Below are 12919 nucleotides of genomic sequence, written 5' to 3'. Positions count from 1 at the left end.
TGCACCGAGGCCCGGACCCGCGCATGAGTCAGGAAACCCGCACCCTGCTGGTCACCAGCGCCCTGCCCTACGCCAACGGCCCGATCCACATCGGGCATCTGGTCGAGTACATCCAGACCGACATCTGGGTGCGCTTCCAGAAGCTGCGCGGTCACCACTGCCTCTACGTCTGCGCCGACGACGCCCACGGCACGCCGATCATGCTGCGTGCCGGACAGGAGGGCATCACGCCCGAGGCCCTGATCGCGCGCGTGGCGGCGGAACACCAGGCGGATTTCGCCGGCTTCGAGATCGGTTTCGACAACTACCACAGCACCCACTCGGATGAAAACCGTATACTGGCCGCGGGTATCTACCTGAAGCTGCGCGATGCCGGCCATATCACCCGGCGCACCATCAGCCAGTTCTACGATCCCGAAAAGGAGATGTTCCTGCCGGACCGCTTCATCTACGGCGGTTGCCCGCGCTGCGGTGCGGCCGACCAGTACGGCGACAACTGCGAGGTCTGCGGTGCCACCTACGACGCCGGCGAGCTGAAAAACCCGAAATCCGTCGTGAGCGGTGCGACACCGGTGCTGCGGGAATCGGAGCATTACTTCTTCCGGCTTGCCGATTTCGAGGACTGGCTGCGCGACTACGTGCGCGCCTCCACCCAGCCGGAAGTCGCCAACAAGATGAACGAGTGGCTGGCCACCGGCCTGCATGACTGGGATATCTCGCGCGACGCACCCTATTTCGGTTTCGAGATCCCGGACGCCCCCGGCAAGTATTTCTATGTCTGGCTGGACGCGCCCATCGGCTACATGGCGAGCTTCCGGAATCTGTGCGACAGGCGCGGCCTGGATTTCGACGCCTGGTGGGGCGCGGCTTCGACCGCCGAACTCTACCACTTCATCGGCAAGGACATCCTGCGCTTCCACACCCTGTTCTGGCCGGCCATGCTGCACGGCGCCGGCCTGCGCACGCCCACCGCGGTGTACGCACACGGCTTCCTGACCGTCGACGGTCAGAAGATGTCGAAGTCGCGCGGCACCTTCATCAAGGCGCGCACCTATCTCGACCACCTCGACCCGGAATACCTGCGCTACTACTTCGCGGCCAAGCTCGGCAGCGGGGTGGACGATATCGATCTCAATCTCGAGGACTTCATCGCCCGCGTGAACAGCGACCTGGTTGGCAAGGTGGTGAACATCGCCAGCCGCTGTGCCGGTTTCATCAACAAGCGCTTCGACGGCCGGCTGTCCGAGAACTGCAGTGAGCCGGACCTGTATGCGGAATTCGCCGCCGCGGATGCGGCCATCGCCGCCCACTACGAGGCACGCGAGTACAGCCAGGCGGTGCGCCAGATCATGGCGCTGGCCGACCGGGCCAACCAGTACATCGACAGCCACAAGCCCTGGGTGCTGGCGAAACAGGCCGGCCAGGAACAGGCCGTGCAGGCCGTGTGCAGCACCGGACTGAACCTGTTCCGCGTACTGATGACCTACCTGCAGCCGATCCTGCCGGTCATGGCGCAGCACGTGGAGGCGTTCCTGGACATCCCGCCCCTGCGCTGGGACGATGTCGCGACGCCGCTCACCGGCCATACCATCCGGCCCTTCACCCCGTTGCTCACGCGCGTGGAACAGGAGAAGATCAACGCCATGCTGGAAGATTCGAAGCAACACCTGCCCCCCGCCGGACCCGCACCCGATAGCCCGCTGGCGCAGGACCCGATCGCGCCGACCATCGACATCGGCGACTTCGCGAAGGTGGATCTGCGCATCGCACGCATCGCGAAGGCCGAGCCGGTCGCGGGCGCCGACAAGCTCCTGCAGCTCACCCTGGATCTCGGCGGCGAACAGCGCAACGTGTTCGCGGGCATCAAGTCCGCCTACGATCCGGCGGAGCTGGAAGGCCGGCTCACCGTAATGGTCGCCAATCTGGCGCCGCGCAAGATGCGCTTCGGCGTTTCGGAGGGCATGGTGCTGGCTGCCGGCCCGGGCGGCAAGGACCTGTTCATCCTGGGCCCGGATAGCGGCGCGCAGCCGGGAATGCGGGTGAAATAAATGGCGAGTCATGAGATCCCATTTGTATCTGTGGAACCTCTGATTTATTCGTCGTTACGGCGAATGCTGGAATTCACGCGGATTAGTTTCCTGGATCCCGGCATTCGCCGGGATGACTCATAATGTACGATTCAGAGCTTCCCCGAACATGCGCTTATAACTAGCCACTAGCAAACACCATACATGACCGAACTCGCCCTCATCCTCGTCAGCACCGTCCTGGTCAACAACTTCGTGCTGGTGAAGTTCCTCGGGCTGTGCCCGTTCATGGGCGTCTCGCGCAACGTCGACACCGCGACCGGCATGGGACTGGCCACCACCTTCGTGCTGACGCTGTCCTCGATCTGCAGTTACCTCGCCAATGAATACCTGCTCGCCCCGTTTGGACTCGAATACCTGCGCACCATCACCTTCATCCTGGTCATCGCCGCCGTGGTGCAGTTCACCGAGATGGTGGTGCACAAGACCAGCCCGCTGCTGTACAAGGTGCTGGGCATCTTCCTGCCACTGATCACCACCAATTGCGCGGTACTCGGCGTGGCACTGCTGAACGTGCAGCAGGACTTCAATTTCATCGAATCCGCGGTCTATGGTTTCGGTGCCGCGGTCGGCTTTTCGCTGGTGCTGATCCTGTTCTCGTCCATCCGCGAGCGCGTGGCCGCGGCCGACGTGCCGGTGCCGTTCCGCGGTTCGGCCATCGCCCTGGTCACGGCGGGATTGATGTCGCTGGCATTCATGGGCTTTACCGGACTGATCAAGGGTTAGGAGACGCCCGGTCGTATGTTATTTCCAGTCACTGCGCGCGCAGCGAAGCCAGCTCCCCGGGCCTTGCCCGGAAGCGGGAGACTGCTGCGGAACGATGTCCCACACGATGCCGCGCGCTCACTCAGCCAACCGCTGCCGTGCGTGCAGAAGCCATGTTGAGCGCACTCCTGGCACTGGGTATCCTCGCCGTCGTGATCGGGCTGGTGCTCGGCTATTCGGCTATCCGCTTCCACGTCGACAGCGACCCGATCGTCGACCAGATCGACGCGCTGCTGCCGCAGACGCAGTGCGGGCAGTGCACCTTCGCCGGTTGCCGACCCTATGCCGAAGCCATCGCCGCCGGCGCAGCGGACATCAATCAGTGCCCGCCGGGCGGCGATACGACCATCCAGGCACTGGCCGACCTGCTCGGCGTCGATCCCAAGCCGCTCAATCCGGAGCATGGCGTGCACAAGGAGAAGACCGTCGTCGCGATCGACGAACAGACCTGCATCGGCTGCACGCTGTGCATCCAGGCCTGCCCGGTCGATGCCATCCTCGGTGCGCCGAAGCAGATGCACACCGTCATCCAGAGCGAGTGCACCGGCTGCAACCTGTGCATCCCGCCCTGCCCGGTCGAGTGCATCCACATCGTGCCGGTACCGAAGACCCTGAAGAGCTGGTCCTGGCCGCTGCCGCCGGAACCGGGCACGGAGGCCGCGCATGGCTGAAGCACGGCAACGGCCGCATGCGCCGATCGATGCCGACTTCACGCGGCGCTACCGCTTCCACGGCGGCTTGAAACTCGCGGGCTGCCGCGAGGGCGCGGCCGCGCATCCAATCCGGTCCGCTGGCATACCGGCGCAGCTCATCCTGCCGCTGGCGCAGCACATCGGGGAACCGGCCGAATGCCTGGTCAAGCCCGGGGACCACGTCTACCGCGGCCAGACCGTCGCACGCGCCGTCGGCAGCATCAGCGCGCCGGTGCATGCCGCCACCTCCGGCACCGTGCTCGCCGTCGAGCCGCGCCCCGTGCCGCACCCGTCCGGGCTGCCGGCGCCCTGTGTCGTCATCGCCACCGACGGTGCGGACACGGCCTGCCCGGACCTGCCGCCGGCACTGGACTTCCGCAGCGCCGGGATCGACACCCTGCTGGAGCGTATCCGTGCCGCCGGCATTGTCGGCCTCGGCGGCGCCGGCTTCCCGACCCGCGCCAAGCTGGCACGGCGCGAAGCCATCGAACTGCTGGTGATCAACGGCGTCGAGTGCGAACCCTGCATCGCCTGCGACGACGCGCTGCAGCGCGAGCGCGCGCAGGAGGTGATCGAGGGCGTACGCATCCTGCAGCGCATCGTGCAGCCGGCCGCCTGCGTGATCGCGGTGGAGGACAATATGCCGGCGGCGGAACAGGCCCTGCGCGCCGCACTGGCGCAGGGTAACGAAAGCGCCATCCGTGTGGCCAGCGTCCCGACCATCTATCCGACCGGCGGCGAACGCCAGCTGATCAAGGTGCTGACCGACCGCGAGGTGCCCAGCCAGGGCTTCCCTGCAGACATCGGCATCATCGTGCAGAACGTCGGCACCGCCGCCGCCGTTTACCGCGCCGTCGCACAGGGCGAACCGCTGCTCTCGCGCATCGTCACCGTCACCGGCGACGGCGTGCGCGAATCCTGTAACCTGGAGGTACTGATCGGCACGCCGGTCAGCCATCTGGTCGCGGCTGCCGGCGGCTACAGCGCCGCCATCGAACGCCTGCTGATCGGGGGCCCGATGATGGGCTATGCCGTCCATACCGACGCCGTGCCGGTCATCAAGACCACCAACTGCGTGCTCGCAGTCACCGCACGCAGCATGCCGGAACCGGAACCGGCGCTGCCCTGCATCCGCTGCGGCCGCTGTACCGAGGTCTGCCCGGCCAACCTCCTGCCGCAGCAGCTGTACTGGTATGCGCGCAGCAGCAACCACGATGCGGCCCAGGACTTTGGCCTGTTCGACTGTATCGAGTGCGGCTGCTGCGCGCACGTCTGCCCCAGCCACATCCAGCTGGTACAGTACTACCGCCACGCCAAGACCGCGATCTGGGAACAGGAGAAACAGAAGAAGAAGGCGGACATCGCGCGCGCGCGCCACGAGGCGCGGCTGGAGCGGCTGGAGCGCCTGAAGCGCGAGCGCGAGGAGAAGCTCGCGCGCAAGAAGCAGGCGACCGACAAGAGCGCCGGCGACGCCGCGCGCCAGGCGGCGATCCAGGCCGCACTGGAGCGCGTGAAGCAGAAGAAGGAACAGAGCGACACGCTACCCCGCAATATCGACAACCTGACGCCCGAGCAGCAGCGCCGCATCGAGGCCGTCGACCAGCGCCGCCGCGAGCGGACCGCGCCGCCAGAGGACACGGACTGATGGAATTCAGGACCTGGAGCTCACCGCATCTGCCGGTCGAAAACAGCGTCAACACCATCATGCGGCGGGTACTGCTGGCGCTGGTCCCGGGCGCCGCCTGCATGACCTGGCTGTTCGGCTGGGCCGTGCCGATCAACCTGCTGATCGCCGCGCTCACCGCGCTGCTGGCCGAGGGCGTCATGCTCGTCCTGCGCGGACGCCCGCTCACCGCCACGCTGCGTGACGGCAGCGCCGTGCTGACCGGGGTACTGCTGGCGCTGGCGGTGGCGCCGCTGGCGCCCTGGTGGATCACGGTCGTCGGCACCGTCTTCGCCATCGTGGTCGCCAAACAACTCTACGGGGGACTCGGCTACAACCCGTTCAATCCCGCCATGGCCGGTTATGTCGTGCTGCTGGTATCGTTCCCGCTGGAGCTGACGCGCTGGCCCGTCGCAGGCAGCGCGCCGGATCTGGCCACCACCCTGGCGCTGGTGTTCACCGGCGCACCGCCGGCCGGTCTTGCCATCGACGCACTGACCATGGCGACACCGATGGACACCCTGCGTATGCAGCTCGGCCAGGGCAGCGCGCTCACGGCGCTGGGCGGCGACACGCTGTTCGGCCACTTCGCCGGCGCCGGCTGGGAATGGGTCAACCTCGCCTATCTCGCCGGCGGCCTGTGGTTGCTGGCAACGCGCGTCGTCCAGTGGCAGATCCCGGTGTCCGTGCTGGCCGGGCTGGCGGGCATGGCCGGCATCTTCCACCTGGTCAACCCGGACCTGTACGCCGCGCCGCCGTTTCACCTGTTCAGCGGCGCTGCCATGCTGGGCGCGTTCTTCATCGCGACCGACCCGGTCTCGGCCTGCACCACACCGCGCGGGCGGGTCTGGTTCGGACTGGGTGTCGGCATCATCACCTGGATCATCCGCACCTGGGGCGGTTACCCGGACGGCGTGGCCTTCGGCGTGCTGTTGATGAACCTGGCGGCACCGACCATCGACCACTACACGCGTCCGCGCGTGTTCGGACACGGCGACGGAGCGGCGCAATGAACTACCGCCAGATCGGCATCACCGCCGCCATCCTGCTGCTGTTCGCCGTGCTCGGCACCGCCCTCGTCGTTGCCACCTACCAGGGCACGCGTGAGCAGATCGCCGCCAACGAGCGCGCGACGCTGCTGCGCAAGCTCAACCAGCTCGTCGCTCCCGACAGCTACGACAACAGCCTGCTGGACGACAGCTTCGAACTGCCGGCCGGTGCGCTCGCCGACCGGCCGCTGCGCGTATACCGGGCGCGCCTGCAGGGCCGGCCGGTGGCCATGGTGATGAACACCATCGCGCCGGACGGCTACAGCGGCTCGATCTACCTGCTGGTCGGCATCGGCTTCGATGGCCGTGTGGTGGGTGTGCGCGTGGTCGCCCACCACGAAACGCCTGGGCTCGGCGACGGCATCGACGAGGAACGCTCCGACTGGATCCTCAGCTTCAATGGCCGCTCCCTGGACGATCCCCCGTCCGGGCGCTGGGCCGTGCGCAAGGATGGCGGCGTGTTCGATCAGTTCACCGGCGCCACCATCACACCGCGCGCGGTAGTCGAGGCGGTGCACGCCGCCCTGTTATACTTTCGCGCACATCGCGATGAATTGTTCGCGGCACCAGCCGCTGCGGAGCAGCCATGAACGCAACGGGTTACACGAAGATCATCAGGGACGGCCTGTGGGCGAACAACCCCGGGCTGGTGCAACTGCTTGGGTTATGCCCGCTGCTGGCCGTCACCACCAGCGCGGTCAACGGCCTCGGCCTGGGGCTGGCCACCACCCTGACCCTGGCCTGCTCCAACGTCACGGTCTCGCTGATCCGGAAGCTGGTGCGGCCGGAAGTGCGCATCCCGGTATTCGTTCTGGTGATCGCCTCCATCGTGACGGTGATCGAACTGGCCATGAACGCCTGGCTGCATGAACTCTACAAGATCCTCGGCATCTTCATTCCGCTGATCGTCACGAACTGCTCCATCATCGGCCGCGCCGAGGCATTCGCCTCGCGCAACAGCGTCGACCGTGCGCTGCTCGACGGCCTGGCCATGGGCATCGGCTTCACGCTGGTACTGTTCACGCTGGGCAGCCTGCGCGAACTGCTCGGCCAGGGCACATTGCTTGCGCATGCGCACCTGATGTTCGGCGAGGTCGCACGCGGCTGGACCCTAACGGTAATCGAGGACTACCGCGGCTTTCTGCTCGCGATCCTGCCGCCTGGCGCCTTCATGGGGCTCGGCCTGCTCATCGCCGGCATGAACATCATCAATGCCCGGCGCGCGCGCCGGGCGGTCAGCGTGGCCGTGCCCGCCGTACAGCCGGCCGCCGGCGCGTGAACGCGCACCAGCGCCGCGCCATCTTCGCGCGGCTGCAGGCGGCAAACCCGCAGCCGGTCACCGAACTCCGCTACGGCAACGCCTTCCAGTTGCTGGTCGCCGTGATCCTGTCGGCACAGGCGACCGATACCGGCGTCAACAAGGCCACAGCCCCGCTGTTCCGGAAAGTGAAGACCCCCGCCGCGATGCTGCGGCTCGGCGAGGAAGGGCTGCGCGAGTACGTGAAATCCATCGGCCTCTTCAACACCAAGGCCAGCAACATCATCAAGACCTGCGCGATCCTGGTGGAGCGGCACGGCGGCAAGGTACCGGAAGCGCGCGCCGCACTGGAGGCGCTCCCCGGCGTCGGCCGCAAGACTGCCAACGTGGTGCTGAACGTGGCCTTCGGCCATCCCACCATCGCCGTCGACACGCACATCTTCCGGGTCGCCAACCGCACCGGCATCGCGCCGGGCCGGAACGTGCGCGCGGTCGAGGAGCGTCTGCTACGCGTGGTACCGCAGGAATACCGGCTCCATGCCCATCACTGGCTGATCCTGCTCGGGCGCTATACCTGCATCGCGCGCAAACCGCGCTGCGGCAGCTGCATCATCTCAGACCTGTGCGAGTACCGGCACAAGAACATCGATTGAGAACAACGGCTTGTTCAAATTATCACGAATTATCACGGCATTAGCGCGATATCGGGACCAAAAAAAGGCTAGGAAACGCTAACGATTCTCAGAAACTTTTCGTATGCTGCGCAGGTCACAGGCTTTGACAATGACAGGTCGTGGCATGCGACCACAACAAAGCGGAACAGCAGTTCCATTTATCTACAACCATGATGGAGAGTGATCCAATGTCCAAGAAAACACCTCTGAAGCCGCTGGCCGTCGCCGTGGGTGCAGCCTTCGCAACCTCGCTGGCAGGCGCCGGCGTCGCCAACGCAGCAGACAACCCGTTTGCCATGTCCGACCTGCCGGCCGGCTACATGGTCGCAGAGGCCAAGGGGATGGAAGGCAAGTGCGGCGAAGGCAAATGTGGCGAGAAGATGATGAAGTCCGGATCGAGCGAGAAATCCGCCGAAGGCAAGTGCGGCGAAGGCAAATGCGGCGAGAAGCGCAAGGCGCATGAGGGCAAGTGCGGCGAGGGCAAGTGCGGCGAGAAGATGATGCAATCCGGCGAGGAGATGAAATCTCCGGAAGGCAAGTGCGGTGCACAGAAGCAGATGGAAGGCAAGTGCGGCGGGCAGATGAAGCACGAGGATGCCGGCGGCGAAGGCGGCTCAATGTAGCCGGAACAACGGGATCCGAACGGCACCATCGCATGCACGGCAAGCGCTACCCCGTCAGCGGTTCCGGTCTTGGTCTGCGGCGGACCCTCATGGGTCCGCTGCAGGACCAGCCACCGGCAAATGTCGACTTCTACGAGATCGCACCGGAAAACTGGATCGGCATCGGCGGCAGATTCGGCCGGCAGTTACGCTGGTTCACCGAGCGTTACCCCTTCGTGGCGCATGGCCTGTCGTTGTCGATCGGCAGCCCCGCGCCACTCGACGAAACCTTTCTGCAACGCGTCAAGCGCCTGCTCGACGAGCACGGCATCCGCTGCTACACGGAACATCTGAGCTACTGCAGCGACGACGGTCATCTCTATGACCTGATGCCGATCCCGTTCACCTGGGAAGCCGTGCAGCACGTGGCCGGACGCATCCGCCGCGTCCAGGACATCCTGGAACGGCGCATCGCCATGGAGAACATCTCCTATTACGCTGCACCCGGACAGGAACTGGCCGAAATCGATTTCATCAATGCGGTGCTGGCAGAGGCGGACTGCGATCTGCTCCTCGACGTCAACAATATCTACGTCAACAGCATCAATCACCGATACGACGCGGAACGGTTCCTCACGGCGCTGCCGCCCGAACGGGTGGTCTACTTTCACGTGGCCGGCCACTTCGACGAGGCCGCCGACCTGAAGGTGGACAGTCACGGCAGCCCGGTCATAGACCCGGTCTGGCAGCTGCTGGAGCGGGCCTACGCGCATTGCGGCGTGGTGCCGACCCTGCTGGAACGGGATTTCAACATCCCGCCGCTGCCGGAGCTGCTCGGCGAGGTGGACCGCATCGCGCAGCTGCAGGCCAAGTGGGCAGCGCGTACCGACCGGGAGGCCGCACGTGGCCGGCCAGCCTGAGTTCGTCCGCCGGCAATACGCCTTCGCCGCGCACATCCGCGATCCGGAACACTGTCCGGCACCTCCCGATGTCGAGGACCGGCGCATGGCGATCTACCGCGAGCTGTTCTACAACAACGTGGAAAGCTTTCTCAGCGGCACCTTCCCGGTACTGCGCAAGATACACGGCGATGACGCCTGGCATGCGCTGGCACGCGCGTTCTTCGCCGCACACCGCTCGCACAGCCCGCTGTTCCTGGACATCCCGCGCGAGTTCCTGACGTGGCTGCGCGAGGAACGCACGCCGCGGGCGGGAGACTACCCCTTCCTGTACGAACTCGCCCACTACGAATGGGTCGAACTCGCGCTTTCCGTCGCCGAGGAAGACATCGACCTGCAGGATATCGATCCGGACGGCGACCTGCTCGAGGGCACACCCGCGCTGTCCCCGCTGGTCTGGCAGCTGGCATATGACTACCCGGTGCACCGCATTGGACCCGATTTCATCCCGGCTGCCGACGCGCGTCAGCCCACCTGGCTGGTGGTCTATCGCACCCGGGACGACACGGTCGGCTTCATGGAGATCAATCCGGTCACCAAGCGCCTGCTGGAACTGCTGGCGGCGGACACGGGCGCGACCGGCCGGCGCATGCTGGAACAGATAGCGACCGAGCTGGCGCACCCGCAACCTGAGGTGGTGATCCGCGGTGGCCACGACATCCTCCGCAACCTGCTCGCACGCGACATCGTCACGGGAACCCGGACCGCCGCCGGCTGAGACCTGCGGCGACACCGCAATCATCCGACGGGAAGGAACACATGACCGGTTTCCTGAACTGCCTGCAGGACCTGCTCGACCGCACCCGCAGCCTCGACTTCCTCGCCCCGCTGGCGCTGCGCATCTACCTCGCGCCGGTCTTCATCCTGGCCGGTGCCAACAAGCTCGCACATGCCGAATATCTCGGGCCTTACTTCGAGTCGCTCGGCATACCCGCGCCTGCGCTCATGGTCTACGTCGCCGCGCTGACCGAGCTGGCGGGCGGCATCGCTCTGCTTGCCGGCATCGCCGTGCGCTGGTTCGCCCTGCCGCTGATGTTCACCATGGCCGTTGCCGCCGTCACCGCACACTGGGACAACGGCTGGCACGCCCTGCCCGAGACCGAGCTGCAGGTGCCGTGGGAGTGGCGCAGCGACCTGATCGACGAGGCAAACGTCCGCAAGGAACGGGCGCGGGAACTCCTGCGCGAGCACGGCGACTATGCGTGGCTGACCGCAGCGGGCAATATCACCGTGTTGAAAAACGGTATCGAGTTCGCCGCCACCTACTTCATCATGCTGCTGGCATTATTCTTCACCGGGGCCGGCCGCTGGTTCAGTGTGGACCACTGGATCGCGCGTCGCTGGCGGCAGCCGGGCCACTGCTGAAACACCCCTGCGACGCGACAGCGCCGACCGGCATGATCACCGACGCAGGCGCCGGATCTGTTCCATGAAACCGGCCTCGTCCCACTCCCGTCCGCCGATGGCCCGGTAGGCGATGGTGCCGTCCGGCGCAACCACGTAGGTGGTCGGCAGCCCGCGGACCGGCCAGTCCGCGATCACCGCGCCGTCGCGATCCAGCAACAGCGGGAAGTCCGCCGGGTAATCCGCACTGAATACGAAGATCGTGTCCGCGTCCTCGCCCACGTTGACGGCGAGGATCACGACGCCCTCCTCCCGTAATACCCGCCAAGCGCGATTCATGGACGGGATCTCCTCGCGGCACGGTGGACACCAGGTGGTCCAGAAATTGATGATGACGGTCTGCCCGCGGTAGTCCGACAGGCGATGCAGCTTTCCCTCCGTGTCCTCGAGCGCGAAATCCGGTGCCGCCACGTTGCCGGGTACGGGTGTGAGCCGCTGTTCCGCCTGCGCCGGTAGCGCCAACAGGCACACCAGCAGTAACCAGCGGGAAATCCACATGAGGTCGGTCATTGCAGTCGCTCGACATCGGGCGCACACACGATGTTCTCGATGGTCGCACGGTGCGCTACATCGCCTTCGGTCCAGGTCACCTCGAGATCGAATGTCGAACCCGGGGCGATCCCGTATGCCGTCAGGCCCCAATTGTAGTCGCTCGGCAGGTATTCCTGCGTGGTCGGGAACATGCCCCAGCGCACCACCAGTTTCGCCGCGTCGCTGGCATCAGCGGCGCTCCATGAATCCAGCAGCGGCTCCTTGAGCAGGATGCCGGTGGTCTTGCCCGCATGCTGCATGCGCCACTGCGCGAGATCGATGCCCACCGCCTGGCCGCTGCCCGAGGCGCCCGTGTTGCGGATGATCGTCTGGAACATGCAGCTCTGCGCAAGCTGCTCGATCACCGCGCGCGTGAATGCGTGGTTCATGAACAGGGCACGGGTCTGGTCGGGCAGGCGCTGGATCAGTTCGATCTGGACGTCGCCCGCGCTGAACTCCCAGCCGCGCAGGCCGTTGTCCGCATTGACCGTGTGCCGCACGCCGGCCAGGGCGCCGACTGCGGGCAGCAGCCCAGCAAGTATCACACTGCAGTACCGGCTACTTGCGTGCACGTCGTTCCTCCAGTCGGCCACGGACCGCGGCAACCACCTGCTGCACATAACGGTCCGTCATGCGCTGCACCAGCCAGACCGGCAGGTGCCCTCCCGGTTCGACATGAACAGCATAGCGCGCCCGCGTCGTGCCGGCAGCATCGGCCCCGATCTCCCAGAAACCGGACAGGCTGTCGGGACGGACGCCCGCACCGGCATCGAAGCCGGGAAACGCGCGCTGCGCCAGTGTCCACTCGACCCGCCAGGCCACGGGCGGCACGCCCTGCGTCGAGGCCGTACTCTGCAGGATATAGACGCGATCCGCCACCGGCCCCGGCAGATGCAGGCGGTGGTAGACCCACTGCACCGCGCCGTCGACCGCGAGTACGCGGCTCTCGGCCACGTCCGGAATGAAATCCGCAAAGGCAGCGTAGTCGTTGACCAGGGCGTACAGCCGTTCCGGGGCGGCCCGGAACTGGGTCTCGATCATGACCGCCGCGAGCGGCGACCCTGGCCGGCAGCGGTGGAACAGCCTGCCCTCGGCCGTCTCGCGCACCGCGGTCCAGGCATCGCAATCCTGCCCCGCGCACAGCCCCCCCCGGCCCCAGCACGCCGCCAGCAGGAGCAGGCCGGACAGGACCACGCGTCGTGTCATCGCGTTCATTGCCTCAATCTGGCAAACCG

At 66.2% G+C, this 12919-nt stretch carries 15 protein-coding genes; 12 read left to right on the top strand and 3 right to left on the bottom strand.

The features are described from left to right. Window positions 1–23: 23 nt before the first annotated feature. The 12 genes from metG (at window position 24) to R3F42_06230 (ending at window position 11114) form a co-directional block, all read left to right on the top strand. On the top strand, window positions 24–2048 hold the full coding sequence (gene metG / locus R3F42_06285; GenBank protein ID MEZ5541634.1) for a methionine--tRNA ligase: 2025 nt from the start codon (window positions 24–26) through the stop codon (window positions 2046–2048). Window positions 2049–2231: 183 nt separating this feature from the next. Next, window positions 2232–2813, top strand: coding sequence for an electron transport complex subunit RsxA (gene rsxA, locus R3F42_06280; GenBank protein MEZ5541633.1), 582 nt, complete (start codon window positions 2232–2234; stop codon window positions 2811–2813). A gap of 152 nt (window positions 2814–2965) precedes the next feature. Beyond that, window positions 2966–3523, top strand: coding sequence for an electron transport complex subunit RsxB (rsxB, locus tag R3F42_06275; GenBank protein ID MEZ5541632.1), 558 nt, complete (start codon window positions 2966–2968; stop codon window positions 3521–3523). Next, window positions 3516–5189, top strand: a complete 1674-nt coding sequence (gene rsxC / locus R3F42_06270) for an electron transport complex subunit RsxC (GenBank protein ID MEZ5541631.1) — start codon at window positions 3516–3518, stop codon at window positions 5187–5189. The genes rsxB and rsxC overlap by 8 nt, the downstream gene beginning before the upstream one ends. Continuing rightward, window positions 5189–6220, top strand: a complete 1032-nt coding sequence (rsxD, locus tag R3F42_06265) for an electron transport complex subunit RsxD (protein ID MEZ5541630.1) — start codon at window positions 5189–5191, stop codon at window positions 6218–6220. Before rsxC ends, rsxD begins: the two co-directional genes overlap by 1 nt. Continuing rightward, window positions 6217–6846 (top strand): electron transport complex subunit RsxG, encoded by a 630-nt coding sequence (rsxG, locus tag R3F42_06260; protein MEZ5541629.1) that lies wholly within the window; start codon window positions 6217–6219, stop codon window positions 6844–6846. The genes rsxD and rsxG overlap by 4 nt, the downstream gene beginning before the upstream one ends. Further along, the gene (locus R3F42_06255; GenBank protein MEZ5541628.1) at window positions 6843–7535 is read left to right on the top strand and encodes an electron transport complex subunit E; all 693 of its coding nucleotides are present in this window, start codon (window positions 6843–6845) and stop codon (window positions 7533–7535) included. Before rsxG ends, R3F42_06255 begins: the two co-directional genes overlap by 4 nt. Then, a complete protein-coding gene (gene nth / locus R3F42_06250) occupies window positions 7532–8167 on the top strand; it encodes an endonuclease III (protein MEZ5541627.1) in 636 nt (211 codons plus the stop codon). Before R3F42_06255 ends, nth begins: the two co-directional genes overlap by 4 nt. A gap of 209 nt (window positions 8168–8376) precedes the next feature. Further along, a complete protein-coding gene (locus R3F42_06245; protein MEZ5541626.1) occupies window positions 8377–8811 on the top strand; it encodes a hypothetical protein in 435 nt (144 codons plus the stop codon). A 32-nt stretch (window positions 8812–8843) separates the two neighbouring features. Further along, window positions 8844–9710: a DUF692 domain-containing protein gene (locus R3F42_06240; protein MEZ5541625.1), complete on the top strand. Its 867-nt coding sequence runs from the start codon at window positions 8844–8846 to the stop codon at window positions 9708–9710. Beyond that, entirely contained in the window at window positions 9694–10467 is a 774-nt protein-coding gene (locus R3F42_06235; GenBank protein MEZ5541624.1) for a putative DNA-binding domain-containing protein, read from the top strand. Before R3F42_06240 ends, R3F42_06235 begins: the two co-directional genes overlap by 17 nt. A gap of 41 nt (window positions 10468–10508) precedes the next feature. Next, window positions 10509–11114, top strand: a complete 606-nt coding sequence (locus R3F42_06230; GenBank protein MEZ5541623.1) for a DoxX family membrane protein — start codon at window positions 10509–10511, stop codon at window positions 11112–11114. A 36-nt stretch (window positions 11115–11150) separates the two neighbouring features. On the opposite strand, the gene R3F42_06225 is transcribed toward R3F42_06230, so the two are convergent. Genes R3F42_06225 through R3F42_06215 form a run of 3 tightly spaced genes read right to left on the bottom strand, consistent with a single transcriptional unit; the run spans window position 11151 to window position 12899 of the window. Next, the gene (locus tag R3F42_06225; GenBank protein MEZ5541622.1) at window positions 11151–11663 is read right to left on the bottom strand and encodes a redoxin domain-containing protein; all 513 of its coding nucleotides are present in this window, start codon (window positions 11661–11663) and stop codon (window positions 11151–11153) included. After that, complete coding sequence (locus R3F42_06220; protein MEZ5541621.1) at window positions 11660–12229, bottom strand: hypothetical protein; 570 nt, start codon at window positions 12227–12229, stop codon at window positions 11660–11662. The genes R3F42_06225 and R3F42_06220 overlap by 4 nt, the downstream gene beginning before the upstream one ends. A 13-nt stretch (window positions 12230–12242) precedes the next feature. Then, on the bottom strand, window positions 12243–12899 hold the full coding sequence (locus R3F42_06215) for an SRPBCC family protein (GenBank protein ID MEZ5541620.1): 657 nt from the start codon (window positions 12897–12899) through the stop codon (window positions 12243–12245). Window positions 12900–12919 lie beyond the last annotated feature (20 nt).

The organism is Pseudomonadota bacterium (assembly GCA_041395565.1).
GTDB lineage: Bacteria > Pseudomonadota > Gammaproteobacteria > UBA9214 > UBA9214 > UBA9214.
This window is presented reverse-complemented; position numbering and strand designations above follow the sequence as displayed.

Coding starts and splice junctions, on each gene's coding strand:
- rsxB (MEZ5541632.1), top strand. CDS start 2,966: ATGTTGAGCGCACTCCTGGCACTGGGTATCCTCGCCGTCGTGATCGGG.
- R3F42_06215 (MEZ5541620.1), bottom strand. CDS start 12,899: ATGAACGCGATGACACGACGCGTGGTCCTGTCCGGCCTGCTCCTGCTG.
- rsxA (MEZ5541633.1), top strand. CDS start 2,232: ATGACCGAACTCGCCCTCATCCTCGTCAGCACCGTCCTGGTCAACAAC.
- R3F42_06240 (MEZ5541625.1), top strand. CDS start 8,844: ATGCACGGCAAGCGCTACCCCGTCAGCGGTTCCGGTCTTGGTCTGCGG.
- R3F42_06245 (MEZ5541626.1), top strand. CDS start 8,377: ATGTCCAAGAAAACACCTCTGAAGCCGCTGGCCGTCGCCGTGGGTGCA.
- R3F42_06230 (MEZ5541623.1), top strand. CDS start 10,509: ATGACCGGTTTCCTGAACTGCCTGCAGGACCTGCTCGACCGCACCCGC.
- metG (MEZ5541634.1), top strand. CDS start 24: ATGAGTCAGGAAACCCGCACCCTGCTGGTCACCAGCGCCCTGCCCTAC.
- rsxC (MEZ5541631.1), top strand. CDS start 3,516: ATGGCTGAAGCACGGCAACGGCCGCATGCGCCGATCGATGCCGACTTC.
- R3F42_06255 (MEZ5541628.1), top strand. CDS start 6,843: ATGAACGCAACGGGTTACACGAAGATCATCAGGGACGGCCTGTGGGCG.
- rsxG (MEZ5541629.1), top strand. CDS start 6,217: ATGAACTACCGCCAGATCGGCATCACCGCCGCCATCCTGCTGCTGTTC.
- R3F42_06225 (MEZ5541622.1), bottom strand. CDS start 11,663: ATGACCGACCTCATGTGGATTTCCCGCTGGTTACTGCTGGTGTGCCTG.
- rsxD (MEZ5541630.1), top strand. CDS start 5,189: ATGGAATTCAGGACCTGGAGCTCACCGCATCTGCCGGTCGAAAACAGC.